General features: G+C 47.4%; 25 protein-coding genes. 8 read left to right on the top strand and 17 right to left on the bottom strand.

The window, feature by feature from the left end; translation table 11 throughout:
• Positions 1-5: 5 nt before the first annotated feature.
• The 17 genes from J0654_RS07450 to J0654_RS07370 form a co-directional block, all read right to left on the bottom strand.
• The gene (locus tag J0654_RS07450) at positions 6-1,508 is read right to left on the bottom strand and encodes a thymidine phosphorylase family protein (RefSeq protein ID WP_207027253.1); all 1,503 of its coding nucleotides are present in this window, start codon (positions 1,506-1,508) and stop codon (positions 6-8) included.
• A 3-nt stretch (positions 1,509-1,511) separates the two neighbouring features.
• Positions 1,512-2,888, bottom strand: a complete 1,377-nt coding sequence (locus J0654_RS07445; RefSeq protein WP_207027250.1) for an MBL fold metallo-hydrolase RNA specificity domain-containing protein — start codon at positions 2,886-2,888, stop codon at positions 1,512-1,514.
• Entirely contained in the window at positions 2,875-3,732 is an 858-nt protein-coding gene (locus J0654_RS07440) for an ATP cone domain-containing protein (RefSeq protein ID WP_207027248.1), read from the bottom strand. Before J0654_RS07440 ends, J0654_RS07445 begins: the two co-directional genes overlap by 14 nt.
• Before the next feature lie 3 nt (positions 3,733-3,735).
• On the bottom strand, positions 3,736-4,566 hold the full coding sequence (locus tag J0654_RS07435; RefSeq protein ID WP_207027246.1) for a universal stress protein: 831 nt from the start codon (positions 4,564-4,566) through the stop codon (positions 3,736-3,738).
• On the bottom strand, positions 4,563-4,733 hold the full coding sequence (locus J0654_RS07430) for a hypothetical protein (RefSeq protein WP_207027244.1): 171 nt from the start codon (positions 4,731-4,733) through the stop codon (positions 4,563-4,565). Before J0654_RS07430 ends, J0654_RS07435 begins: the two co-directional genes overlap by 4 nt.
• Entirely contained in the window at positions 4,730-6,097 is a 1,368-nt protein-coding gene (locus J0654_RS07425) for an NAD(P)/FAD-dependent oxidoreductase (protein WP_207027242.1), read from the bottom strand. Before J0654_RS07425 ends, J0654_RS07430 begins: the two co-directional genes overlap by 4 nt.
• Positions 6,098-6,099: 2 nt before the next feature.
• On the bottom strand, positions 6,100-6,822 hold the full coding sequence (locus tag J0654_RS07420; RefSeq protein ID WP_207027240.1) for a lycopene cyclase domain-containing protein: 723 nt from the start codon (positions 6,820-6,822) through the stop codon (positions 6,100-6,102).
• Between the two features lie 18 nt (positions 6,823-6,840).
• A complete protein-coding gene (locus J0654_RS07415; protein ID WP_090294883.1) occupies positions 6,841-7,119 on the bottom strand; it encodes a DUF5676 family membrane protein in 279 nt (92 codons plus the stop codon).
• Positions 7,116-7,355: an SHOCT domain-containing protein gene (locus J0654_RS07410; protein WP_207027238.1), complete on the bottom strand. Its 240-nt coding sequence runs from the start codon at positions 7,353-7,355 to the stop codon at positions 7,116-7,118. Before J0654_RS07410 ends, J0654_RS07415 begins: the two co-directional genes overlap by 4 nt.
• Positions 7,356-7,421: 66 nt before the next feature.
• Complete coding sequence (locus tag J0654_RS07405) at positions 7,422-7,628, bottom strand: hypothetical protein (RefSeq protein ID WP_207027236.1); 207 nt, start codon at positions 7,626-7,628, stop codon at positions 7,422-7,424.
• A 62-nt stretch (positions 7,629-7,690) separates the two neighbouring features.
• Entirely contained in the window at positions 7,691-8,143 is a 453-nt protein-coding gene (locus J0654_RS07400) for a hypothetical protein (RefSeq protein WP_207027234.1), read from the bottom strand.
• Positions 8,144-8,167: 24 nt separating this feature from the next.
• The gene (locus J0654_RS07395) at positions 8,168-8,485 is read right to left on the bottom strand and encodes a hypothetical protein (RefSeq protein ID WP_139150385.1); all 318 of its coding nucleotides are present in this window, start codon (positions 8,483-8,485) and stop codon (positions 8,168-8,170) included.
• A 20-nt stretch (positions 8,486-8,505) separates the two neighbouring features.
• The gene (locus J0654_RS07390; protein WP_207027233.1) at positions 8,506-9,663 is read right to left on the bottom strand and encodes a hypothetical protein; all 1,158 of its coding nucleotides are present in this window, start codon (positions 9,661-9,663) and stop codon (positions 8,506-8,508) included.
• The gene (locus J0654_RS07385) at positions 9,660-10,034 is read right to left on the bottom strand and encodes a c-type cytochrome (RefSeq protein WP_226789941.1); all 375 of its coding nucleotides are present in this window, start codon (positions 10,032-10,034) and stop codon (positions 9,660-9,662) included. The genes J0654_RS07390 and J0654_RS07385 overlap by 4 nt, the downstream gene beginning before the upstream one ends.
• A 108-nt stretch (positions 10,035-10,142) precedes the next feature.
• Complete coding sequence (locus J0654_RS07380) at positions 10,143-10,724, bottom strand: helix-turn-helix domain-containing protein (protein ID WP_207027231.1); 582 nt, start codon at positions 10,722-10,724, stop codon at positions 10,143-10,145.
• Positions 10,725-10,896: 172 nt separating this feature from the next.
• Complete coding sequence (locus J0654_RS07375) at positions 10,897-11,316, bottom strand: HYC_CC_PP family protein (protein WP_207027229.1); 420 nt, start codon at positions 11,314-11,316, stop codon at positions 10,897-10,899.
• Between the two features lie 273 nt (positions 11,317-11,589).
• On the bottom strand, positions 11,590-11,778 hold the full coding sequence (locus tag J0654_RS07370) for a hypothetical protein (RefSeq protein ID WP_207027227.1): 189 nt from the start codon (positions 11,776-11,778) through the stop codon (positions 11,590-11,592).
• A gap of 100 nt (positions 11,779-11,878) precedes the next feature.
• Between J0654_RS07370 and J0654_RS07365 the strand changes: the two genes are divergently transcribed.
• The 8 genes from J0654_RS07365 (at position 11,879) to J0654_RS07330 (ending at position 24,317) form a co-directional block, all read left to right on the top strand.
• Positions 11,879-12,295, top strand: coding sequence for an HYC_CC_PP family protein (locus J0654_RS07365; RefSeq protein ID WP_417948735.1), 417 nt, complete (start codon positions 11,879-11,881; stop codon positions 12,293-12,295).
• 104 nt (positions 12,296-12,399) lie between these two features.
• The gene (locus tag J0654_RS07360; protein WP_207027223.1) at positions 12,400-16,236 is read left to right on the top strand and encodes an efflux RND transporter permease subunit; all 3,837 of its coding nucleotides are present in this window, start codon (positions 12,400-12,402) and stop codon (positions 16,234-16,236) included.
• Position 16,237: 1 nt separating this feature from the next.
• Positions 16,238-17,461, top strand: coding sequence for a TolC family protein (locus tag J0654_RS07355; protein ID WP_237685904.1), 1,224 nt, complete (start codon positions 16,238-16,240; stop codon positions 17,459-17,461).
• A 4-nt stretch (positions 17,462-17,465) separates the two neighbouring features.
• Positions 17,466-19,307 carry an efflux RND transporter periplasmic adaptor subunit gene (locus J0654_RS07350; RefSeq protein WP_207027221.1) on the top strand — a complete coding sequence of 614 codons (1,842 nt, stop codon included), beginning with the start codon at positions 17,466-17,468 and terminating at the stop codon, positions 19,305-19,307.
• Between the two features lie 25 nt (positions 19,308-19,332).
• Positions 19,333-21,789 carry a multicopper oxidase domain-containing protein gene (locus J0654_RS07345; RefSeq protein WP_207028028.1) on the top strand — a complete coding sequence of 819 codons (2,457 nt, stop codon included), beginning with the start codon at positions 19,333-19,335 and terminating at the stop codon, positions 21,787-21,789.
• The gene (locus J0654_RS07340) at positions 21,790-23,097 is read left to right on the top strand and encodes an APC family permease (protein ID WP_207027219.1); all 1,308 of its coding nucleotides are present in this window, start codon (positions 21,790-21,792) and stop codon (positions 23,095-23,097) included.
• A gap of 131 nt (positions 23,098-23,228) precedes the next feature.
• Positions 23,229-23,858, top strand: a complete 630-nt coding sequence (locus J0654_RS07335; RefSeq protein ID WP_072882340.1) for a DUF3347 domain-containing protein — start codon at positions 23,229-23,231, stop codon at positions 23,856-23,858.
• Positions 23,859-24,317, top strand: a complete 459-nt coding sequence (locus J0654_RS07330) for a heme-binding domain-containing protein (protein ID WP_207027217.1) — start codon at positions 23,859-23,861, stop codon at positions 24,315-24,317.
• Positions 24,318-24,438: the final 121 nt, after the last annotated feature.

The following is a 24,438-nucleotide window of genomic DNA, read 5'->3' as shown; positions in this document are numbered from 1 at the left end:
AAGTTTTATAGGATGGTTATGATGTCTTCATGATCGTTTTTATAGTCCAGCGCATATCGTAGTTCACCCTCTGTTACCGCATGCAGGGTATAAAGGATTTGGCCCTTTGTTATACGGTCCCCCAATCGGACGTACAGTGAAATCCCTGCGGATTTGGCCCGGGGCGCCCCTGAAAGCTTGGCGAGCTTGGCAATTTTTCTGTTGTCAATGTGGTGTAGGACACCTGATCTTTCAGCTTTGACCTCCAAGGTATGGGGTGCCGGGACGGGGAGGGAGAAACGTCCCTGGGCTTCACAAATGGAAATGAATTTATCGTAGGCCTTTCCCGATTCCAATACTTGAAGTGCTCTTCTGTTGCCTTCCCCTGACACCACCTTTCCTGAAAGTTCCAACAGTTCGCCTGCCAATAAAACAGCACGTTCCTTAAGGTCCTGTGGGGCCATGGCCTCATTTTTCAACACACTGAGCACATCCATGGCCTCCAGGGATGGTCCTATGCCTCTTCCCACAGGTTGGGTACCGTCCGTTATCACAATCTTTACCGTGAGGCCAACGGCCCAGCCGACCGCCTCCATATCCCTCTGAAGTTTTTGGGCCATCTCCATGCTTCGAACCTTGGCAGTCTCGCCCACAGGAATGTCTATGACCACATGGGTGGAGCCTGCGGCTGCTTTTTTGGATAGGACCGAGGCGATTAGTTGCCCTTCACTATCGATATCCAAGGCCTTTTCAATTTTGATGAGCACATCGTCCGCAGGGCTCAGTTGTGCTGTCCCGCCCCACACAAAACAGCCTCCTTCCTGGTTTACGACCCGCTCTATTTCATCCGATGAAAGCGTCACGTTGGTCATGACCTCCATGGTGTCCGCGGTCCCTGCCGGGGAGGTGATGGCCCGCGAGGATGTTTTGGGCATCGTAAGGCCATATGCGGTGACCATGGCCACCACCAAGGGAGTCGTCCGGTTACCGGGAAGTCCACCGATGCAATGCTTGTCGACGATGATCCTTTGGTTCCAGTCCAGGGTTTTGCCCGAGGTGATCATGACCTTGGTCAGGTCGGTGATCTCATCCAAGTCCATACGGTCACCGGCACAGGCCGTGATGAAGGCCGACAGGTGGATGTTGGAATAGTCCCCCGCAATGATATCCGAAATGATATGCCCATAGGCCTCACGGTCGAGTTTGTTGTTGTAGATCTTTGCCCTGACATGGCCAAGGGACGCAATGGGCTCCAAATGGGAGACGTGCAACAGGTCGTTTTCGGAAACGTCCAGTTTCTGGGCCGCAGCATCGGACAGACCGATCTCACCGGGTAAGAGCATGTTCGAACTTACCACGTTCAGGCTTGCCACAATGGAACGGGGTGCCTTGGAGACCCTTATCCGGACAAGGGCTTCGAATCCTTCCGATTTACAGACATGGCAATCATACCGCATGTACACCACATTTTCATTTTGGGTGTATATGCCAAGGTGCTTGTATGTTAAGGTGTTTGAATTGGGTTCCATGGTCTATGCGATTTCTTCGATTTGATATAATTGTGGGATCTCGGCCTCCCAACCATAGGTTTCCTTGATGCCCCTTTGTAGGGCGATGGCACCATCCTTTTCCCCATGGACGATGAATATCCGTTCCGGTGCATTGGCCATGCTGTCCATCCAGCCCAGGAGTTCCTCATGGTCCGCATGTGCCGATAGGCCTTCGACCTCGAAGACCTGCATGTTGAAAGGCACCCATTTTCCATATACTTTTAGTTCTTTTTCACCTTCCAACAGCTTTCTGCCCCGGGTACCCTCGGCCTGATACCCTACAAAAAGCAAGGTATTGTTCGGGTTTGGGGCCTGGGTCTCCAAATAGTTGAGCATTCTCCCCCCGGTTAGCATCCCGCTTCCCGCGATGACGATTTTGGGGCTATAATCCATACGCAGCTCCATGGTTTCACGATAGCTGCTTACCACGTTGAAGTGGGAACACATCTCATCACATTCATGGTCTTCCAACTTGTGCCAATCCCTTGTACGATGGAAAAGCTCCAATACATCGGTACCCATCGGACTGTCCATGATCATTTGGACCTTGGGGATTTTGCCCTCCTTCAGCAACCTCCAAAAAATGAGCATCATGAGCTGGGCCCGTTCTACCGAGAAGCTGGGGATAAAAAGACTACCGCCCCTGGCTATGGTGTCCTGGACCAATTTTTCGATCAAGGGGAGGGCTTCCGCCTCATCGGGATGGAACCTTCCACCATAGGTCGATTCAATGAAAAGCACATCGGCCTTTCTCGGTTTTAGGGGTGGGTAAAGCAATAGGTCCTTGGTTCTTCCAATATCCCCTGAAAAAACAAAGCGCTTTCCGCGTATGTCCAAGTCGATATGTGTGGCTCCCAGGATGTGTCCGTTGTATTGGAACCGGACCCTGATGTCATCGAATAGGGTAATCCATTGGGATTGGGGAACCCCCTTGAAATGCGGAAGGGTCTTTTCCACATCCTTTAGGTCGTAGAGAGGTTGGGCAGGACGGTGTTTCGAATAGCCCTCCTTATTCGCACGTTCGGCTTCCTGCTCTTGTATTTTGGCAGTGTCGTTTAAAATGATCTTTGTGATGTCCAAGGTGGGATATGTTCCATAAATGGACCCATTGAATCCCTGTTTCACCAATCGGGGAAGATATCCCGTATGGTCCATATGGCCATGGGTGAGCAATACCACATCGATTTCTGAAACCGTTACGGATGGATATTCCCAGTTTTTAAGGCGCAGTTCCTTCAGTCCCTGGAACAGTCCGCAATCCACCAGTATTTTTCTGTCTCCTGTATCCAAAAGATATTTTGAGCCGGTGACCGTACCGGAAGCCCCCAAAAAATGAATGTTTGTTTTATTTAAGTCCATGACTATGGGTTTTACATAATTCCCTTGAATCGTTCAAGATGTTTTTTTGCCGGGATCTGGAGATTCCAATGTCATCCAACAACATTGGGTTTTCGTGGATGTCCTTGCAAAGGACGATGCCCTTATCCAGTAATTTTGTTTTTTCCCCTTTGGTAAGGGTCGTCAAGGCGGTCAAGGGATGAAGACCCGCCCTGTCTATTCTATCCTTGAGTCCGTTTCCGTTCGGATGGTCCCAACTGCACAGGAGCAATCCAACACAGTTCCCATATTGGATGGCGTCGGTGGTCAACCGGGTATTGGTGTACACCCCACCTTTATGGAGTTTGGCACCATGTCCCTTTTGGCGGACCCATTGCTTTTCCACATCCAGAAAGCGGGAATGGATATACAAAGGGGTCTTGACATTGCAAAACCGGCCTTGGTCACTGTGGTATTTGCATTCGATCATATAATGTACATTTTCCTTTTGGGCTATGACATCCACTTCGTGCTGTACGCAATTGCCCGCTACTATGACACCTACCTGGGTGGAGAATCCTTCGCGCCCCATGAGTTCACCGACCAATTTCTCGAAGGGAAAACCGGAGGGGCCCAATTCCATCAATGCTTTTTTGAGCTTGTATCTGGAGGCACTCACACGGGACTTTTTCCGAAGCATTGTAAAGGCCAGCTGATATACTTTTTTTGTGGTCATGCCATCCTGGATCTGGTGCTCGACTTGCTCCACAATTTGTTGTATGAGTACATCGCTTGCGTGGGCACGTTGTAAGGAATGGATCAGTTTTTTACGATCGAACGGGACTACATCGCCCGAATGTTTGATAAGGTTAACGGATTTGGCCATGGCTTAGAGGTGTAAGGTCATTACGGGCAAGGACGCATGGTTGGTGACGCCCTCGGCAATACTGGTTCGGAACAGGCTTAAAAACCCTGTTTTGCCATGGGTGACCATGGCGATCAGATCGATGGGATGCTGTGCAACAAAGGTATTGATCCCCGTTTCGACGGAAGGTTCATTATAGACCGCCAGCGCATAGTTTTCCAATCCCGGGAATTTCTTCAGCAAATTTTCAATGGGGGACAGGCCCAATCGGATACTGTTGTGGTCGGTTTCGGTATTGATGCGCAAGAGGTGTATCCGAGCATTGCATTTTTTGGCAATGGAGATGACCTTCTCGAAGGCTTGGCTGCAATCTTCCTCAAAGTCCGAAACGAACACGATGTTCTTAAAGGGAAAGTGTACCTTTTCGTCCTTTACAACGATAACGGGGACATGGGCCTTTCGTACAATTTGTTCCACATTGCTTCCCGTCAATTCGCGGACGACTCCTTTGGTACCGCTGCTCCCGGTAATGATGAAGTCATGGTGAAAATGTCCCGAATGCTCCAGGATATCTGCTTGTCCGGCATCAAACTGAAGAAAGGTCCGGCACTTCAGTCCCTTCCGTTCGGCCGTTTTTTCCAACTCCCGTAAGGCGGCTTTGGCCTTGCCGATTTGTTTAAGGGTCTCCGGATAGCGCTTTTCCTTTTCCTTATCCAGCTTTATCCAATCCACGGGTGTTTTCATAAGGTGCAAAAAATGGATCTCGGATTGGTATGCCTTGGCCATTTCCAAGGCCAATTGTGCTGCTTTTTCACAGTTTTTGGAAAAGTCGGTGGGTACTAGAATATTGTTCATGGCTCATAGGGTTTTATGTGTTCTGCAATTGTGATCGTGTCGTCCAGATATATCCATTGGACATAGCTCAAAAATTGGACGCTGTCCCTGAAGGGTCCATGGAAGGCCTTTCTTTCAAAAATCAGCCTCCCTTTGATCACATCATAGGATATTGGTTTCCGCTTCATTGGACTTTTTCTTTATGGTTCCCGAAGTTTCCCGTTCTGGATTTTTTAGGTGGGCCTTGGTCTCGAGGGCTAAAATTCCTTATGATCAAACGGTTGCCCTTTTCATAGGTGAAATAACTTGCGGCCCAGTTCAAACCGACCAGGATTCTATTTCTAAAACCACTGATGGACATAAGGTGAACGATGGACCACAATAGCCAGGCGGGATACCCGCCAAACCTGAATTTGCCCAAATCGGCGACGGCCTTGCGCTTGCCCACTGTGGCCAATGATCCCTTGTCTTTGTAGGAAAAGGGTTTTGTTGGTTTTCCATGAAGGGTGGCCCAAAGGGACCGCCCAAGGTACCTGCCTTGTTGGATGGCTACCTGCGCCACTTGGGGATGCCCTTTGGGGGTCGTTTCCCCGATCAAGGCGGCTATGTCCCCAATGGCAAAAATATTCCCATACCCCTCAACATGTAAATGGGGATCGGTCTTGAGACGGTTGCCCTTTACCACTTTATCAGGGGCAATGCCTTTGGGGAACTGCCCCTGCACCCCTGCGGTCCATATGAGGTTTTTTGCCTTGATCTCCTTTCCACTTTTTGTGGTGACCACACTACCGTCATACCCACTTACCGATTCGTTGAACAGTACGTTTACCCCAAGTTCCCTTAAATAGGCCAGTGTCTTGGTGGAGGCCTTGTCCGACATGGTGCCCAATAGTTCGTCAAGGGCTTCCACTAAGTAGATTTCCATGGTGGAGGATGGGTACTCCGGATAGTCCTTGGGCAGGATGTACCTACGAAATTCAGCCAGGGCCCCTGCCATTTCAACCCCGGCCGGACCGCCGCCCACGATGACAAAATTGGTGAGGGCATCGCGTTCCTCCCCATCACAGGTAATGGCGGCCTGCTCCAGATTTTGAAGCATCAAATGCCGGATGTTGAGGGCATCACGTATGCCCTTCATGCCCAAACTGTTCCTAGCAACGCTTTCCATACCAAAAAAGTTGGTCGTTGTCCCAGTGGCCAAAACCAGGTAATCATAGGAAACGGCCCCCTTGTCGGTCACAACCGTATTGGACACAGGTTGGATTTCTGATACTTCCGCCAATCGGAACACTAGGTTTTTGAAGCCATTGAACTGCTTTCTGAATGGGAAAACAATGCTGTCCGGTTCCAGGGCGCTCGTTGCCACTTGGTACAATAGAGGCTGAAACGCATGAAAGTTGTTTTTGTCCAATAGGACCACTTGAACCTTCTTGTTTTTCAATTCCTTTGCCAAGGCCAGTCCCGCAAAACCACCGCCAATGACCACTATCCGGGGCATGCCCGGCTCTGGTAGACAGATTATCTTTGATGTGTCGCAATTTGTTGTGTCCATGTTCAATCAGGGTTTGGGTCAATGGATAGGGTTTCGGATTTCACGGGTTTTCTCCAGAATAGGTGTTCGTACAACCCGGACCAGTACATTCCAAAAGTGAAAGCGAACCATAGCTCTTCCATGGGAATGCCGAAAACAAGGATACCGGTAAGATTGTCCAGGTTCCAGTACAGATCGACGTATTGGGGGTAGAAGGGAAGTATGCTCCCGAAATACAAAAAATACAACAAGGTGAACAGGAAGCCGCCCACCCAGACCTTTCCCTTTAGATCGGGCCTGCAATAAAGGGTGGCCAACCCACCCGCAAGCAGGGCCAAAACACCACAATAAATGGGATTAAGTGTTGTGAACAACGCCAAGGGGACAAAGACCAATGCGGGCACAAAAAGAAGATATAGGTGCAGATTATGCCTTTTATGATGGCGCTCGATCAAAGGGATTTTGGAAAGGACCCTTCCAAATATCAAATTGTAGAGCACGGTGCCTATCCCACCTATCGCAAAGGAAAACAGCAAGCTTTCCAGGTCAAAACCCGTTTTTTCGGCCAATTGGAACAAAGAGGGGGGAAGCCAATATTCCGGCACGAACAGGGGCTCGGTCAATCCAAAGGGCATGGTGATAAGACTCATCTTGAGCATTTCTTCCCTATACCCTTTTTTCAACACAAAAAGGAGTGCCCAGAGTGCCAGGATGATAAGGGACCATATGAACCAAACGTACTGCATGATCTTCGAAACGTAAGGCTATTTTCGATGTTTGATCTGGGCATTGTAAAGCCCACCTATGCACGCCCCGATGAGCCAACCTATGATGAAGGTCTGTACAAGCCCCAAAAAAGCCTCGGACAGGGGCACATCCATTCGTATGATGCTGGTGGTGTCCAATCCGTGCAGTAGACTGTTGAAAAAGGATATCGTACCCTCTTTGCCGGCCGTTGCCATTACGATCATACAGCCCAAATAGATTATGGCCCCAGTAAGACCAAAGGCAAAGCCTAATTTTTTTACATTAAATCGATTCATGGTTTTTCTGTTTTAGATTCATTGTCAGTTTGAAGAACCTTTTTTGATTCCTCAAATTCCTCCTTGGAAATTTCGCCTTTCGCAAATCTTTTTTTTAAAATTTCCAGTGGGCTATCCTCTTGGTGCCTTTGATAGGGAATGTCCGATGGGATAAAGAATATCCAAGCCAAAAAGATGATCCAGATAATCCACCATATAAGGTGCATACCTCCAAAATGTCCGTCGTAATAATGCATGATACTTGATTTAAGGTTGTATTAAAATATTTCGTTCCTTGGTGTCCATGGGTGCTATTGTTCCGATCAACCCTGTTCGTTTTCCCTGTCATGGGTGTGGCTATTTCCACCATGTCCATGCGAACCGTGCGGTATGAACAGGTGGATGGCGAACATGACCAGGATGAAAATGAAAAGGGAAGCGCCATCGCCCATCCCGATTGAAGGCGCCAAAAAAATGAACAACAGTGGTAGTCCACATCCCAGGACCATCCATATCCAGTGATTTTTCATGAGATATCCGTTTTAGTTGTCAAGAATTCAAAGTGTTCGGCATGGCCGATCGAACCCATGGTCTAATGGTTCATCCCCATTCCTTTGTCCCCCATCATTTTCATGCCGGATTGCATGCATTCCTCGCTCATCATCCCTTTGTCATGCATCATTTGCATCATTTCGCCCATCATCTCGCCATCCTTCATCATTCCGTTCATCATGGAAAGCATCATTTGTCTGTTGCCCATCATTTGGTTCATCATGGTGCTGTCGCCCATCATCATTTGCATGCCTTGTCCCTTCATCATGTTGCCCATCATTTTTTTGTTTCCCTGCATCATTTGCATGGCATGGTCACTCCCTTGCATCTGTTCCATGAATTCCATCAAATAATCATGGTTTTGTACCAGATCTTTAAGGATCTCGCTTCTGGTTTCTTCGTTTTGAAGCAAGGTTTGTACATCGGTTGATTGTTTGCAACCGTTCAAGGACATAAGCCCGATTACTGAAAAAATAATTACTAAAGTTCTCATTGTATATGAATTAAAGATTAATCGTCAATTGGCTGATTTCAGAAAGGTTTCGATTTTGGTGATCTCCTCTTCCGTCAGGTTGGCCCGAACCCGCATGTGCAGGCTTATGGTTTCCCAATCGGTATCGTTGTAATCCGCGGGTGAAGGGGCGATATGACATCGGTTGCACACCTCGCCCCAGAGCTGCGCCCCGGATTTTTCAATTTTGAAATCCACTTCACTCCCCGCCACCTCGGTCGCGGTATCCGTCGCAATGGGTTTTTTATTGGAGGAGCAGGCGACCATGATCGATGCCATGACGGACAGGATTATTGCTGCTTTAAAATTCGTTGTTGTTTTCATTTCACTTTCTTTTTTTGATTTTAAAATCCAATGGCCCAATGCACAAACAATCCATTGGTTCGGGTCGTGCCATCACTGTCATGACCACCTTCCATCTTGGTGGTTTGATAGCTGAGTTTGACCACGGAACGCCAACTCAGCCAATAGTTCAAACCAAAAGCGTACTGCGTTGACTTCTCTTCCCACTCCGCTCCTTCAGGGGCGTTGAAATCGGAATATCGACCCACAAATTCGAGTTGCTTTATAAAGTCGCTTCCCGACATGATGGGGCGATAGCTCAATTGTGTATAAAAGGAGCTGCTTTGGTTGTCAAAGGAGTAAGGTTCGGAAATCCCATCTTCGATTTCATAGTAGGTGGCGGTATCCACATTGGAACTGTTGTACTGGGCCTTGATGTCCACAACCCCTTGTAAGGGGGTGATCGATTTTACATAGGAAAGATCCAGCGCCCAAAGAAAGGCACCCACATCCTTGTAATCGGAGTCCTCTGCGCCGGTACTGTTGGTGGTATAGGCGGAAATCCCCCATTCCATGGATGAATCCGAGAGCGGGAGTAGGCCGATCCTGCCACCCAAGGCCTTGGCCAGGTTCACATCTTCATAATAACCGAAATCCAGCATACCCGCTTCTTCAGGCTCCTCACTTCCATCCTTGATGCGCGGACCGTTGGTCACATAAACCGCATAGTTCATTTTGGGACCGCCCAGATCGAATGCCCCCCTGAGTTCGACGCCGATATCGGAGGCCGGTGCAATTCCGTCGTGACCAAATCCAAGGGGTCTGCTTGGAAGTCGGTTGATCCATGCAGGGTGCAAACGCTCCATAAAGGTTCCGAAGGGAAGCAGGAATTTACCGGCCCTTACGGTCATATGCTTGTTGAGTACATACATCACATCGGCATATTCCAGTCCCGTTTTCAATTCATTTCCTTCAAGCTCAAACTCCAGTTCGGCCTCGAACATGAGCTTGTCGGAATGCTTGTAGAGGAATATAGGGGCGAAAGTGGCCCCTAAAAAGGTGGATTCTTGTTCACCACCGGTATCCAAATATTCAAATCCGGTGTGTCCGTAACCACGCAGCATGAACTGCGTCTTACTGGGTTCAAAGGTGTTGTAGGTCTGGGCCAAAGCCGAAGATCCCAACCCTAAGATAATTAGGGTCATTAGTAGTTTTTTCATTTTTTCAAGGTTCTGATATAGTTGATCAATTCCCATCTCTTGTTTTCGGGAAGTGCGGTTTCATAGGAAGCCATAGGGGGCTTACCGTTGGTCAATTTCCAGAATAGGGCACCGTCCGATTGGGACTGTACCTTGGCACTGGTCAAGTCGGTGGGTTTAGGGGTCAATCCGGCTCCGCCCATGCCGTCTCCCTTACCCTTGGCCCCGTGGCAGATCACACAGAGCATTCTGAAGGTCCGTTTGCCGCTTTCTGTCGCCGTGGCATCATTTTTTAAGGGATTGTTCAAATTGTCCGCACTGGCCGGTGCTTCCCATTGGGTCTGTGCTCTGGTCGCCTGTAGGGCCAAAAGGGTCATTAGGAATGTTAGCATTATGGGTATTGATTTTTTTTGTGTAAGTTTCATTTTATTATTTGTTAGGTTGTTGCGTTAAAACTACTGTTTGACCTGACAGGCCATCTTCATAATATTCCTGGATATTTATATTATTTCGTCAAGAAAATCCCTTTGCCACATTTGTCCGTTTTTGTAATCCGTCATGCTCATCCCCATAATTTCCTTGAACTGTGCGGACAAATGGTTGACGCTGCTGTAATCGAGCATATAGGCGATATCGGAAAATGTATATTGTCCCAGTTGGATGAGCTCCTTTACTTTTTCGAGCTTGAGCTTGATAAAATACTTTTCGATAGTGATGTTTTCATTTCTGGAAAAAATCTTGCTCAGTACCTTGTAATCCCGATGTAGTAAATTGGCCAGGTAATCCGAAGTGTTCCCTTTATTTTCGACAGGGATGTCCGCAACCAACGAAATCAAGCCAATCTTGATTTTCTCAACGATCATTTCCTCTTCGCTTTTGGCTATTTCAAAGCCGTTGGAATGTAGGACGTCCACGACTTTTTGGTCAACTTCGGAAATCCCTATTTCCGGGGCATTTACCGTAAGTTTCCCCAGTTCAAGGGATAGAACCTCAATGCCCAGGTCATACAATTCTTGCTTTATGACCTTTAGGCATCGCCTACAGACCATATGCTTTATCCAGTATTCCCTTTTGGAATCCATGGTACCTGAATTATTGTTAACTGTAAATCTCTCAACAGGTAAAACCCTGTTCGGCCATCAATCTGTATAAGCTGTCGTGGGACTTGGATACAACAAGAAAGGGCCATCTAGGTGCAAAGGCCATTGCTAAGAACGGATCATGGCATTACCGATCCGCTAGGGTAAGTAAAGATCAAATTAAGAAAGTCTCATGAAGGACAAGGAGATCCTGTTCGATCCACGGGGGATCGTAGTCTTTAAAAGGGATTACGTTTTCCTGTAGCCCTTCGAAACGATCGATATGGTAAAAAATAAAGGCGTGTAGAAATACAAGTGTATCGAAATCAAGGTCAAAGGAATCCATCATCAGGTCATCCTTGCCAATATTGGCATAGGTATCGGTGCTGCAGCAATCCTTTTGTTCCAAAGAGCACTTCCTTGAGGTGTTTTTGGGATTTTGAAGCTTTTGGTCGCAGGGTTTTGCCTTGCCGGTCACGGAAAAACTGACCAACTTGTTACAGCAAAAATGGGCACTCGATGCAAAGGAAGTGGTGCTGATCAATACCGAACAGGCCAGAAACAGGGACAATATTTTCGATGCGGTTTGCTTCACTTCCTAAAGTTACTAAATTTTGTTTAACTCGCTAAAAATCAAACTGTAATAAATTATGCAGTTATCTATATGATTACTGTTTGTGTGTGATTTCAGCAGGATTTGGTTCCAAATGTAAGGTATGGGATTCGGAAAAAACATGACAAATATCAGGTTTACCAAAAGTACTGGCATTGGGCCACCACAAGGATCACAATACTATACTGGTATACAATATGTGGGGAAAGGAATGACCGTAAGCTGTCCAACGATCGGATTCGGTATCGGGCGACTTTAGGTCCATAAGGGTTTATTTAAAGGCAATGGTTCCAAATTTGATTGGGTTGAAAATACAATGCTATTGGTCAGGGTTCCATCCGTTGCCAGTAAGGAGGGCCTTCGAACCACGATGTGCTTTATACCGTCCCGGACCAGATACGATGGTCGTATAAATGATTGATGGTCAAAAGTATGGGGTGCCATGGTCGGTACTTTGAAAAGCAGGGGCTTTATGCGGAATCCTTGTATAAATTGTGTTAAATTTAATGAGGTTGTTAAAATTTTTGTAGTTTTGTAACCGCTTATGAGAATATTTTGGTTCAAAATATTATCTTGTTTTATGGCACTCAACGTGCTGGCATCCACCTTTTCCTTTGCGGTGGCACAACACTATTGTGGGGAAGATCTTGTTGATTTTTCCTTCTTCGGTAAAGCGGAATCCTGTGGAATGGATGTGCAGCAGCCATCGGATTCACACCAGCACAAGCTGCAGAAAAAACAGTGTTGCGATGACGAAACGCTTTCCGTACAAGGAAATGGGGATCTATTGCTTTCCGTTGAAAATTTAAGTGTTGGGGAGCATCAGTTCCTGGTTGCCTTCACCTACAGTTACATCAATCTTTTTGAGGGATTACAGGAAAATATAGTTTCTGTCGTACATTACCCTCCGCCCCTTTTGGTCAAGGATATTCAGATTCTTGATCAAACTTTCCTTATTTAAGAGCATATCGATGACGTTTGGCCGTGCTATGGTTTTTGGCATGGCCCTAGGTATTTATTGCCTTTGGAACATTTTCACTATTTCCAACACAATAAACTCATGATATGCTTAATAAAATCATAAAATACTTTTTAGAAAACAAACTGGTGACCGTTCTCGTTTTAATAACGTTGGTTACCTGGGGGATTGTCACTTCCCCCTTCAATTGGAATACGGGCTTTCTCCCAAAAGACCCGGTGCCCGTGGATGCCATTCCCGATATTGGGGAAAACCAGCAAATTGTTTTCACGCAATGGCCCGGGCGATCGCCACAAGATATCGAGGATCAGATTTCTTATCCAATGACGACCTATTTACTGGGAATTCCAGGGGTGAAAACGATCCGTAGTTCATCCATCTTTGGATTTTCCAGTATCTATATCATTTTTAATGATGATGTGGAATTTTATTGGTCGCGCTCCCGGATCCTTGAAAAATTGAATTCACTTCCCGCAGGGCTGTTGCCCGATGGGGTAACCCCGACTTTGGGTCCTGACGCCACGGCATTGGGACAGGTATATTGGTATACCCTGGAAGGAAGGGACAAGGATGGCAACCCTACGGGAGGATGGGATCTGCACGAGATACGGACTGCCCAGGATTTTTATGTGAAATACGGGTTGAATGCCGTGGACGGGGTGTCCGAAGTGGCTTCGATCGGTGGTTTCGTCCAAGAATATCAAGTGGATGTAAATCCAGATGCCCTGAAAGCCTATAATATTCCTTTATACAAGGTCATGGAGGCCGTACGGAAGTCGAACAGGGATGTGGGCGCCAAGACCATTGAAGTCAATCAAGCAGAATATTTGGTCAGGGGCTTGGGATATGTCAAAAATACGGAAGACATAGAAAAGGCCGTGGTTGCCGTCTTTGACAATGTCCCGGTTCGGGTCAAGGATATTGGGGTGGTCAGCTTGGGACCGGCCACACGAAGGGGCGTGCTCGATAAAGGGGGCGCCGAAGTGGTAGGTGGCGTCGTGGTCGCCCGTTATGGTTCCAATCCCTTGGCGGTCATCAATAATGTGAAGGACAAGATCAAGGAAATCGCACCCGGCTTGCCCAAAAAGACCTTGGCCAATGGTGTGGAAAGCCAATTGACCGTGGTCCCGTTTTATGACCGGACACAGCTCATCCACGAGACCATAGGTACTTTGGAAAATGCCCTGTCCCACGAAATACTGATCAGCATCATCGTTGTACTGGTACTTGTGCTCAACCTGAGAGCCTCTGTGATCATATCCAGTCTATTGCCTGTCGGGGTGCTAATGACCTTTATTGTCATGCAATATGCCGGGGTAGATGCCAATGTGGTGGCCCTTTCCGGGATAGCAATTGCCATAGGGGTGATGGTGGACGTGGGGATCGTGTTCGTCGAGAACATTATCCGTCATTTGGAAATGCCCGAGAACCATGGTGCCAAGGGCAAGGAACTCATTCAGGTAATATATAAGGCCACCGTGGAAGTGGCCTCGGCAATTACGACCGCATTGGCGACCACCGTCGTGAGCTTTGTGCCTGTCTTTGCCATGCAATCGGCAGAAGGGAAGCTATTTAGGCCCTTGGCCTTTACCAAGACCTTTGCCCTGTTGAGCGCCTTTGTGCTGGGAATCGTTGTGCTTCCGGCATTGGCCCATTTTGTAATGGGGGTGGATTATGACAAGAAACGGGTGCGACGGTTTTGGTCCATTCTATTGATATCCACCGGGCTTATCTTTGCATTCTATGCCCAGATGTGGTTGCCATTGGTCATTTCACTCATTGGGTTGAACAATTTGATGGAACCCAAATGGCCGGAGCACTATAAATCGTTTCCCAACTATATCAATTTGGGACTGACCGTTTTTATCGCTTCCTTCTTCCTGACCGAGGAATGGATGCCCTTGGGACCCCAAAACGGTATTGTGGTCAACTACTTTTTTGTGTTGTTCCTAGTGGGCATTATCCTGGCCGCTTTGATGGGAATCGTACATTTCTATACCCCGGTCCTAAAGTGGTGTCTGGAAAACAAGGGAAAGTTCATGCTCATCCCATTCGTGACCCTGTTTTTTGGGGTATTGGTTTGGCTGGGGTTCGATAGCACCTTTGGAATCGTGGCCAAAGGTTTTGAATCGGTAGGTTGGAAAAGTGTCCGACAGACCTCGGGATGGCAGGCAGCTTCCAAGAGATTCCCGGGAATAGGATCTGAGTTTATGCCATCGCTCAATGAAGGATCGTTCCTGTTGATGCCGACATCGATGCCGCATTCTGGGGTGGAATACAACAAAAGGGTGGTTGGACAGTTGGATATGCTCTTGGGAAGCATACCCGAAGTGGACTTGGTTGTCGGTAAACTCGGTCGCGTTGAATCCGCACTGGATCCTGCACCCATCTCCATGTATGAGAACATCATCAACTATAAATCTGAATTCATTGTGAATGAAGAGGGGCATAGGATCCGTTTTAAAGTGGATCGGAAAGATAGGTTCATTACCCAGGATAAGGACACTTTGACCAATGAGGAGGCCTTACGGCAAGGGATTGCCGAGAAGGACCTGATCGTGGATGAGGACGGTGAGTTTTACCGAAACTGGCGACCCCATATCAAATCGCCCAATGATATCTGGGACGAGATCGTAAAGGTCACCAAAATCCCGGGTATAACCTCTGCTCCCAAATTACAGCCCATAGAAACCCGGTTGGTGATGTTGCAGACCGGAATGCGCGCTCCCATGGGGATCAAGGTTTTTGGTCCCGATCTGAAGACCATCGAGGATTTTGGGATGCAATTGGAAGGTATCTTGAAGGAAGTGCCCTCGGTCAAGGCAGAAGCCGTATTCGCCGATAGAATAGTGGGCAAACCTTATTTGCACCTCAATATCAACAGGGACGGGATATCCCGATATGGTTTGAACATTGAAGATGTGCAGCAAAGCATTGAAACAGCGATCGGTGGGATGAAAATCACCTCCACCGTTGAGGGTAGGGAACGTTTTCCCGTGCGGGTGCGCTACCCGAGGGAATTAAGGGACGACCCGGAATCGTTGAAGAAAATTTTGATTCCCACACCGGTAGGGGCGCAAATTCCCTTATCCCAAGTGGTGGATTTTGAATATGTCCGCGGGCCTCAGGCCATCAAGAGCGAAAACACCTTTTTGGTAGGCTATGTGCTTTTTGATAAACGGGACGGTTTTGCGGAAGTCGATGTGGTGAACGATGCCCAGGAAGCCATCCAGAAAAAAATCAATGCAGGTGAATTAACGGTCCCCGCCGGAATAAGCTATAAGTTTTCAGGGAGTTATGAGAACCAAATCCGGGCAGTGAAAAGACTGTCCATTGTCATACCGATCAGTTTGATCGTTATTTTCTTGCTGCTGTTTTTTCAGTTCAAGACGGTCATCGCTTCCTCCATCCATTTTTCCGGGGTTTTTGTTGCTTTTGCGGGAGGTTTCATAATGCTCTGGCTCTATGGTCAGGATTGGTTCATGAATTTTGCCATTTCAGGGGTCAACATGCGAGATCTGTTCCAAATGCACACGATCAATTTAAGCGTTGCGGTTTGGGTTGGTTTTATCGCACTTTTCGGTATTGCCACAGATGATGGTGTCATCATGGGTACGTACATCCACCAGGTTTTTGAGGAAAAGAACCCTCAAACCGTACCGGATGTAAGAGCGGCGGTTTTGGAGGCAGGGAAAAAGAGGGTCCGTCCCGCCATGATGACGGCCGCCGTGGCCATCATCGCCCTTTTGCCCGTGCTGACCTCGACCGGAAAAGGGGCCGACATTATGATTCCCATGGCCATCCCGACTTTTGGGGGAATGGCCATTCAGATCATGACCATGTTCGTGGTCCCGGTACTCCAAGCCTATTGGAGGGAAACAGTCATTATAAATCGCAACAAAGCATTGAAAAAAATACAGTAAAATGAAAAATGTATTGACCATCATATTTGTCTTGACAAGTATCCTTTCCAACGGCCAGACCTTGGAGGATTACTTTAAGGTAGCGGCTGAGAACAATCCAGGGTTGCTTTCACAGTACAAAGATTTTGAGGCGGCGTTACAAAAAGTACCGCAGGTGAAGGCTTTACCAGATCCAAACCTGTCCTTTGGGTACTTCATCTCCCCGGTCGAAACCCGGGTAGGGCCCCAAAAGGCAAGGTTTTCACTGACTCAGATGTTTCCTTGGTTTGGAACCTTAAAGGCCCAAGGTGATGCCACTGCACTTATGGCAGAGGCCAAGTACCAGTCTTTTTTGGATGCCAGGAACAAACTTTATTACGAGGTTTCAGCAGCTTATTTCCCATTGTACGAACTTAAGGAGTGGGTACGGATCGAAGAGGACAACATCGCCATCCTGGAATCCTACAGGACGGTTTCCAATACGAAATTTAAAAACGGCCTGGGATCATTGGTCGATGTCTTAAGGGTGGACGTGCTTTTAAAGGAAGCCCGGACGAATCTGGGTATCCTTAAACATAAGGAAATCCCCCTTCTGGCGTCCTTCAATAAATTATTGGACCGTAAGGAAGATGAACAAATAAACATCCCTGAGACCTTTGGGGCCAATGTACTGCCCATTGATTACACAAAAGATTCCTTGGTGGTGGACCATCCGCTCTTGAATTCCCTGGAATTAAAGGTCAAGGCAGCAGAGGCCTCTGAAAGGGCAGCCCTTAAACAAGGCTTGCCAAAAGTCGGGATCGGACTGGACTATGTAATGGTCGATGAGCGAACGGACATGGTGGTTCCCGATAACGGCAAGGATGTATTGATGCCCATGCTTACCTTGAGCCTGCCCCTATTCAGGGGTAAGTACAGGGCAGCCGAAAAGGAGGCCCAATTGATGCAGGAAAGTTATGCACTGCAAAAAAAGGAAGTCACCAATACATTGAAGACCAATTATGAAATGGCCGTTTTTGACATAAGGCAGCAGACGGATTTGATTTCCCTCTTTGATGAGCAGATCATGGAATCGGAACAAGCACTCAATCTGTTGTTCACAGCCTATGGGAATTCCGGGAAGGACTTCGAGGAGGTGTTGCGAATGCAGCAACAGTTGTTGAAGTATACTAAATTGAAAATAAGCGCATTGACGCAGTATGAAATAGCGTTGGCCAAGTTTAACTATATCACGGCAAAAAAATAATAAGATGAAATCAGAAACACAAAAAATAGTAAAAATAGCCTTGTCCACCCTGGTTCTTGGACTTTTGCTGGGTTGGCTATTGTTCGGAGGCTCGAAGGGCAATGCCACGGAGGAACACCAACATGCTTCGGAAGTATCGGAAGAAACCACTTGGACCTGCTCGATGCATCCGCAGATCAGACAGCCGGAACCGGGAGATTGTCCCATTTGTGGGATGGACTTGATCCCTTTGGAAAGTGATAACGGTTCGGAACTGGACCCTATGGCCGTAAACATGTCGAAAACGGCCATGCAGCTTGCCAATGTCTCTACGGAAATCGTGGGCAAGACCGCCCCGGTCAAATTGATCGATCTTAATGGCAAGGTGGAAGCGGATGAACGATCGATCTATTCCCAATCTTCCCATATTCCCGGGAGGGTGGAACGGCTAATGGTCAATTTTACAGGGGAGTACATCAAGCAGGGGCAGATCATCGCCTATATTTATTCCCCTGACCTGGTCACTGCACAAGAGGAACTTTTTGAAGCAAGAAAGGTGGCGGACACCCAACCGCAGTTTTTTAATGCCGCCAAGGAAAAATTAAAAAACTGGAAGCTTTCCGACAACCAAATCGCACAGATACTTCAATCCGGGACCGTTAAGGAGGAATTGCCGATACATGCCGATGTTTCAGGCTACGTTACCGAAAAAATGGTAAACCTTGGCGACTATGTCAACAAGGGCAAGGCATTATATCAAATTGCCAACCTGAACAGCGTTTGGGTATTGTTCGATATTTATGAGTCCGACATGCCCTGGGTAAGGAAAGGCGACGAAGTGGTCTTTACCATACCCTCCCTCCCGGGCGAAAATTTCAAAGGCAGGATTTCCTATATCGACCCGGTAATCAATCCCATGACTAGGGTTGCCAAGGCCAGAATCGAGATCGGGAACGCCGGTTTAAGGTTAAAGCCGGAAATGTTCGCTTCCGGAACCGTGAAAGCAAAACAGCCCATTGCATCAGAAGCGATAACCATTCCTAAGTCGGCAGTGATGTGGACCGGGGAACGTTCTGTGGTATACATCAAGAATACCACATCCAATGGGGTGAATTTTGTGTTGCGCGATGTCACCTTGGGACCATCGTTGGGAAATGGGTTCATTGTGAAGGAGGGGCTGCAGGAAGGGGATGAGATCGCGGTAAATGGGACCTTTAGTATCGACGCGGCGGCCCAATTGGCCGGGAAACCGAGCATGATGAATCCTGAAGGTGGGCCCGCCATGACGGGACATAACCACGGAGGAATGAAGATGGGGGATGACAAGGGTACAGGCGGTAGCGATCATTCGGATATGGATATGGGCGATGTCAAACAGGAAAGTAAAACGGACCATTCCGACATGGACCAGCGAATGACGGCGACAGCGACTTTTAAAAACCAATTGAAACAGGTGTTGAGCGCCTACTTGGAGTTAAAGGATGCCCTTGTCAATGATAATGGTACCAAGGCAAATGCCGCTGCAAAAAAAGTATTGTCGGCCTTGGAACATGTGGATATGAAACAATTGACGGACAAGAAGGCGCACGGCCATTGGATGACGATATCGAAGGAAATCTCCAGTTCGGCGAATTCCATTTCAAAGATATCGGATGTCAAGGTGCAACGCAACCATTTTAAACAGCTGTCCGCCCATTTATCCAATGGTATCAAGCTTTTTGGGGTGGATCAAAAGATATACGAACAGTTTTGCCCGATGGCCGATAACAACAAAGGTGCCTATTGGTTGAGTACGACCAAAGAGATCAAAAACCCCTATTTCGGAGAGGCTATGTTGACCTGCGGTGAAATCACCGATGAAATGTAATTGAACAAATGTAAATGAATGAATGATGAAAATATTGAAATCTAAAATCTTGTTTTTTGTCCTAACTGCCTTGACGACCCATGTTTTTGGGCAAGTGGGGACAAATGGTGAGGACAGAAAAGAGGAAGGTAGACCCGTTCGGGAATACAATCTTGTACTGGAACAGAACAAATTGACCCTCGGTGGGGTCACTGCCGATGCAATGACCATCAATGGGAGTATTCCGGGACCGGTCTTGGAATTCAACGAGGGTGACCTCGCCCTGATCAACGTGACCAATAAGATGGATGTGGAAACCTCCGTACACTGGCATGGATTGATCTTGCCCAATTTTTATGACGGGGTTCCCTATTTGACCACACCGCCCATAGAACCTGGCACAACTTTCCAATATCGGATTCCGATCAACCAATCAGGTACCTATTGGTACCATTCCCACACCATGCTACAAGAGCAAAAGGGGGTGTATGGCTCGATATTGATCCATCCCAAGGAAAAGACGTTGGACTACGATAAGGATTTGGTCGTGGTGCTTTCCGATTGGACGAACGAAAAGGCCATGAACGTGCTCCGAAACCTTAAACGGGGAAACGAGTGGTACCAGGTCAAAAAAGGGACCGCGGTGCCCTTGAGCAGGGTCATTAAGGAAGGTGCACTAGGTGCACAGCTCAAATTTTGGCGAGATCGTATGGAGGGAGCGGATATTGCGGATATCTACTACCCCGCATTTTTGACCAATGGGAAAACATTGGCCGAATACCCTGATTTCAAACCAGGGGAAAAAGTGCGGCTCCGGTTCGTCAATGCCTCTGCCTCCACCTATTATTGGATGGATTTCGGTGGCGGTAACCCCATGGTGGTTTCCGGGGATGGTGTCGATGTGGAGCCTGTTTCCAAAAGTCGTTTTCTTTTTGGCATTGCCGAGACCTATGATGTCATCGTGACCGTTCCTGAAGGCACTTTGGAGGTAACCGCCACGGCACAGGACGGCTCCGGGCATACCTCGTTGCATTTAGGGCAGGGAACGCTTTTTCCCGCAACGACCATCGATAGGCCCGACAAAGTGGCGATGATGAAACAAATGGCCCAAATGGACATGAAAATGGGAGCTCCGGCAATGGCCGGCAACAAGAAGAAAAATACACCCGAATATTTGATGCAAAAGTATGGGATGCAGATGGACATGAAGGATGGCAGCATGGATATGGGTATGCACAATGGGATGTCGATGGATAAGACCGAAATGAGCGGTCAAAAGGATAAACCCATTGCGAAGATGGATGATAAAAGGCCTATGAATGCGAATGAAGATCATAGGCACATGGAGATGGATAAAAAGATGGGGGATATGGCAGGAATGGAAAAGGATTCAACGTCAATGAAATCCACCGGACATAAGGATAAGATGGAAGACCCTATGGTTCAGACTATGCCAATGATGCAGAAAGACACTTCAGCTTTTGATTACGATACCCGTAAAACGTATTTCAACTATGATTTCTTAAAAGCAAAGGAAAGTACTACCTATAATGCCGATCTGCCCGTCAATGACATTCTGTTGAACCTGACGGGAAATATGCAACGGTATATCTGGAGTATGAACGGTGTGCCACTTTCAGAAACCGATAAGATCAAGATCAAAGGTGGGGAAGTAACCCGGATCACCCTCAACAACCTGACCATGATGCACCATCCGATGCACCTCCATGGGCATTATTTCAGGGTCATCAATGAGAATGGTGAAAAGTCACCCTTGAAACATACGGTCAATGTGCCGCCCATGCAGAAAGTGGTCATCGAATTTTATAATGAAGAGTACGGGGATTGGTTTTTCCACTGTCATATCCTCTATCACATGATGGGGGGCATGGCCAGGGTTTTCAGTTATGATACCCCAAGGGATGTGAGGATGAAGGATTTTCCTGTTCAAAAGTTGGTAGATGAAACTGACCATTATTATGCTTGGGGTGCTGCCAGATTGGGTTCCAATTTTAATGAACTCTTCCTTGTTTCAAGTAATATCAGGAATGAATTTGGGGTACGGGCAGAATTTGACTACGACCAAAATGCCGAGGTGGAATTCAATTATAACAGATATCTCAATGACTGGGTACGGGTCTATGCAGGGGTGAACACGGAAACCTCCATCCCTGATTCCTATGACCGCTTCAATACAGTGGGACTGATAGGGGTCAAGTATTTTACCCCATACCGCTTTAATATGGATGTGAGTATGGACCACCAGCTGCGTCCAAGAATAAGGTTGGATAGGGAACTATTGCTTTTTCCAAGGATTTTCCTCGAGGGGGAATATGAATTTCGGGCCGATTTTGGATGGGTCAACGATTTGGGGAATTCATCCTATGAAAGTGAGACCCAATGGCTGGTAGGGGCCTCCTATATCCTTTCACGTAATTTTTCAATCCAGGCCAACTACAACAACCGATATGGTTGGGGCGGAGGCCTGCTAGCCCGTTTTTAAATGGCAGAATACAAAAAAAATAGCCTGAGTCTGACCAATACCGTTGCTTTGGGAACTGGTGTGATGATCGGTGCGGGAATTTTTGCGCTCTTGGGTCAGGTTGCCGAACTCTCCGGCCAATGGTTTCCCTTTGCTTTTTTAATCGGGGCAGTCATCTCAGGTTTCAGTTCCTATACCTATGTCAAAATGTCCAACACCTACCCCTCTGCCGGGGGCATTGGCATGTACCTCAAAAAGGTATACGGTAAAACGGCCTGGACCGCTACCGGTGCACTGCTGATGGCTCTTTCCATGGTCATCAATGAGAGTTTGGTGGCCCGGACGTTCGGGACCTACGTATTGGAGCTTTTTGATGTGGAGTCGAAAGGATTCTGGCCCCCTGTCCTTGGGGTAATGTTGTTGATCACAGCCTTTATTGTCAATGTGATGGGAAACAAAGCGATCGGGAGGTCGTCCTTGGTCATGGCCATACTAAAAATCGGCGGGATAGCGGTTTTTGCCATTGGTGGCCTTTGGGCAGCTGGATTTACCTTTGATCAGGTCGTTCCTTCCCAGTCCTTGACCGAGCATTCCCTGGTGGATTATTTGGGGGCATTGGCACTGTCGATATTGGCCTATAAGGGTTTTACCACCATTACCAATAGCGGGGATGAGATCGTCGATCCCAAACGTAACGTGGGACGGGCCATTGTCATTTCTTTGGTGATATGTACCCTGGTCTATCTCATGGTGGCATTTGCGGTCTCTTCCAATCTTTCCATCCAGGAAATCATTGCGGCCAAGGACTATTCACTGGCCGAGGCATCCAGACCCGCTTTTGGAAAATATGGGGTCTGGTTCACCGTTGGTCTGGCGATCATATCCACCGTTTCCGGGGTCGTTGCCAGCATTTTTGCCGTTTCCCGGATGACCACCATGCTCACTGAAAAGGAATTGATACCACATCGACATTTTGGGATGCCCGGGGACATACAGAAACATATGTTGGTGTATACCGTGGTGATTGCCATAGGGCTCACCGTGTTGTTCGATCTGAGCCGGATCGCTGCATTGGGGGCCATCTTTTATTTGATCATGGATATCGGGATCCATTGGGGGGTCCTAAACAATCTACGAAAGGAAATCGGTGCAAATCCCATTATCCTCATTACGGCCCTTGTGCTGGATGCACTGGTGTTGGGCGCCTTTATTTGGTCAAAGGCCGGTAGTGATCTTTTGGTGGTCATTGTTGCCCTGGTATTGATGGTGCTTATTTTTTTCGGGGAACGATTGTTTTTGGGGGAAAAGCGTACGGTCGAGGAAGAATAAGGGCAGAGTGCCTGCGTGGGAGAAATGGAAAATTAGATGAAAAAATTAAAATAGTAACAATAATGGGGGATAATACAAATATGCCGACCCCGGGCAATCAAAATGAAGAATTAATCATAAAATCAATTACAATGAAAAGAACAACAGTTACATTAAGTACAATTGCCATTGCGCTTTTGACCGTTACCGTGATTTCCTGTAAGGACGGTAAGAAGGAAACAAATGACAAGGAAGGAGCCCATATGGAGATGGGAACGGAAGAGGGCCATCACCATGAGAGCTCTGCGGGGGAAATGGACCACGGGACCATGGACCATGATATGGGTTCGTCCGATGCACAGGGCACATCCGTGATCGATAGCTACCTCCAACTTAAGGATGCCCTGGTGGCGGACAATAAGGATGAAGCGGCCAAATCGGGCCAAGCCTTGGCCAGTGCCTTGGGCAGCTTTGATATCAGCGGATACGATGAACAGCAACAGAAGGAGCTGTCCGATATCATTGAAGTGGCCAAGGAACATGGGGAGCACATCGCCAAAAGTGATATCGGTCACCAACGGGAACACTTTGAGGGACTGGGCAAGGATATGGTCGATTTTATTGCCATAACCGGGACTTCCAAAACCTTGTACCAACAATTCTGCCCCATGTACAACAACAACCAAGGAGGAACGTGGCTCAGCGCAAGCAGCGAAATCCAGAATCCATTTTTTGGAAGTAAGATGTTGACCTGTGGTAAGGTGCAAAAGGAAATCAATTAAATGAAAGTACTGAAAATCATAGTATTGGTAGTGCTGTTGGGATTTGTGGGCATCCAGTTTGTGCCCACAGATCTCAACTTGAGCGATGTGGTTCCCGATACGGACTTCATGTCGGTGAACCAGGTTGCCAAGGATATCGAACACGATTTGCGGGTATCTTGCTATGATTGCCACAGTAACAACACCCAATACCCGTGGTACAATAAGGTCCAACCCATCGCCTGGTTTTTGGAAGAACACATCAAAGAGGGAAAGGAAGAACTCAATTTTAATGAATGGGGCGACTATTCGGATCGAAGAAAAAGGAGCAAACTAAAGTCCATCGCAAGTCAGATCGAAGACGATAAGATGCCCCTATCTTCCTATACCCTGATCCATAAGGATGCAAAATTATCGGTGGAAGAGAAAGAACGGATATTGACCTTGGTAAATGATCTAATGGAAGAATTGGATAATTGAAAATGACATGGAAATTACCCTAAAACCGGGACAAACGATATTGCTATTGTTGTTGGTCATGTCCGGTTACTATGAATGAGGAAATAAAGTCCTGAAAGGGAGGGGAACACCCAAAGTTGAT

Origin of the sequence: Flagellimonas profundi, assembly GCF_017313275.1 — a bacterium.
GTDB lineage: Bacteria > Bacteroidota > Bacteroidia > Flavobacteriales > Flavobacteriaceae > Flagellimonas > Flagellimonas profundi.
Note: the sequence above shows the minus strand (reverse complement) of the source record. Positions and strands in the feature narration are given on the sequence as shown.

Excerpts from the sequence above, each read along its gene's own strand:
- J0654_RS07450 (WP_207027253.1), bottom strand. The coding sequence starts at position 1,508 with ATGGAACCCAATTCAAACACCTTAACATACAAGCACCTTGGCATATAC.
- J0654_RS07445 (WP_207027250.1), bottom strand. The coding sequence starts at position 2,888 with ATGGACTTAAATAAAACAAACATTCATTTTTTGGGGGCTTCCGGTACG.
- J0654_RS07440 (WP_207027248.1), bottom strand. The coding sequence starts at position 3,732 with ATGGCCAAATCCGTTAACCTTATCAAACATTCGGGCGATGTAGTCCCG.
- J0654_RS07435 (WP_207027246.1), bottom strand. The coding sequence starts at position 4,566 with ATGAACAATATTCTAGTACCCACCGACTTTTCCAAAAACTGTGAAAAA.
- J0654_RS07430 (WP_207027244.1), bottom strand. The coding sequence starts at position 4,733 with ATGAAGCGGAAACCAATATCCTATGATGTGATCAAAGGGAGGCTGATT.
- J0654_RS07425 (WP_207027242.1), bottom strand. The coding sequence starts at position 6,097 with ATGGACACAACAAATTGCGACACATCAAAGATAATCTGTCTACCAGAG.
- J0654_RS07420 (WP_207027240.1), bottom strand. The coding sequence starts at position 6,822 with ATGCAGTACGTTTGGTTCATATGGTCCCTTATCATCCTGGCACTCTGG.
- J0654_RS07415 (WP_090294883.1), bottom strand. The coding sequence starts at position 7,119 with ATGAATCGATTTAATGTAAAAAAATTAGGCTTTGCCTTTGGTCTTACT.
- J0654_RS07410 (WP_207027238.1), bottom strand. The coding sequence starts at position 7,355 with ATGCATTATTACGACGGACATTTTGGAGGTATGCACCTTATATGGTGG.
- J0654_RS07405 (WP_207027236.1), bottom strand. The coding sequence starts at position 7,628 with ATGAAAAATCACTGGATATGGATGGTCCTGGGATGTGGACTACCACTG.
- J0654_RS07400 (WP_207027234.1), bottom strand. The coding sequence starts at position 8,143 with ATGAGAACTTTAGTAATTATTTTTTCAGTAATCGGGCTTATGTCCTTG.
- J0654_RS07395 (WP_139150385.1), bottom strand. The coding sequence starts at position 8,485 with ATGAAAACAACAACGAATTTTAAAGCAGCAATAATCCTGTCCGTCATG.
- J0654_RS07390 (WP_207027233.1), bottom strand. The coding sequence starts at position 9,663 with ATGAAAAAACTACTAATGACCCTAATTATCTTAGGGTTGGGATCTTCG.
- J0654_RS07385 (WP_226789941.1), bottom strand. The coding sequence starts at position 10,034 with ATGCTAACATTCCTAATGACCCTTTTGGCCCTACAGGCGACCAGAGCA.
- J0654_RS07380 (WP_207027231.1), bottom strand. The coding sequence starts at position 10,724 with ATGGATTCCAAAAGGGAATACTGGATAAAGCATATGGTCTGTAGGCGA.
- J0654_RS07370 (WP_207027227.1), bottom strand. The coding sequence starts at position 11,778 with ATGGCACCCCATACTTTTGACCATCAATCATTTATACGACCATCGTAT.
- J0654_RS07365 (WP_417948735.1), top strand. The coding sequence starts at position 11,879 with ATGAGAATATTTTGGTTCAAAATATTATCTTGTTTTATGGCACTCAAC.
- J0654_RS07360 (WP_207027223.1), top strand. The coding sequence starts at position 12,400 with ATGCTTAATAAAATCATAAAATACTTTTTAGAAAACAAACTGGTGACC.
- J0654_RS07355 (WP_237685904.1), top strand. The coding sequence starts at position 16,238 with ATGAAAAATGTATTGACCATCATATTTGTCTTGACAAGTATCCTTTCC.
- J0654_RS07350 (WP_207027221.1), top strand. The coding sequence starts at position 17,466 with ATGAAATCAGAAACACAAAAAATAGTAAAAATAGCCTTGTCCACCCTG.
- J0654_RS07345 (WP_207028028.1), top strand. The coding sequence starts at position 19,333 with ATGAAAATATTGAAATCTAAAATCTTGTTTTTTGTCCTAACTGCCTTG.
- J0654_RS07340 (WP_207027219.1), top strand. The coding sequence starts at position 21,790 with ATGGCAGAATACAAAAAAAATAGCCTGAGTCTGACCAATACCGTTGCT.
- J0654_RS07335 (WP_072882340.1), top strand. The coding sequence starts at position 23,229 with ATGAAAAGAACAACAGTTACATTAAGTACAATTGCCATTGCGCTTTTG.
- J0654_RS07330 (WP_207027217.1), top strand. The coding sequence starts at position 23,859 with ATGAAAGTACTGAAAATCATAGTATTGGTAGTGCTGTTGGGATTTGTG.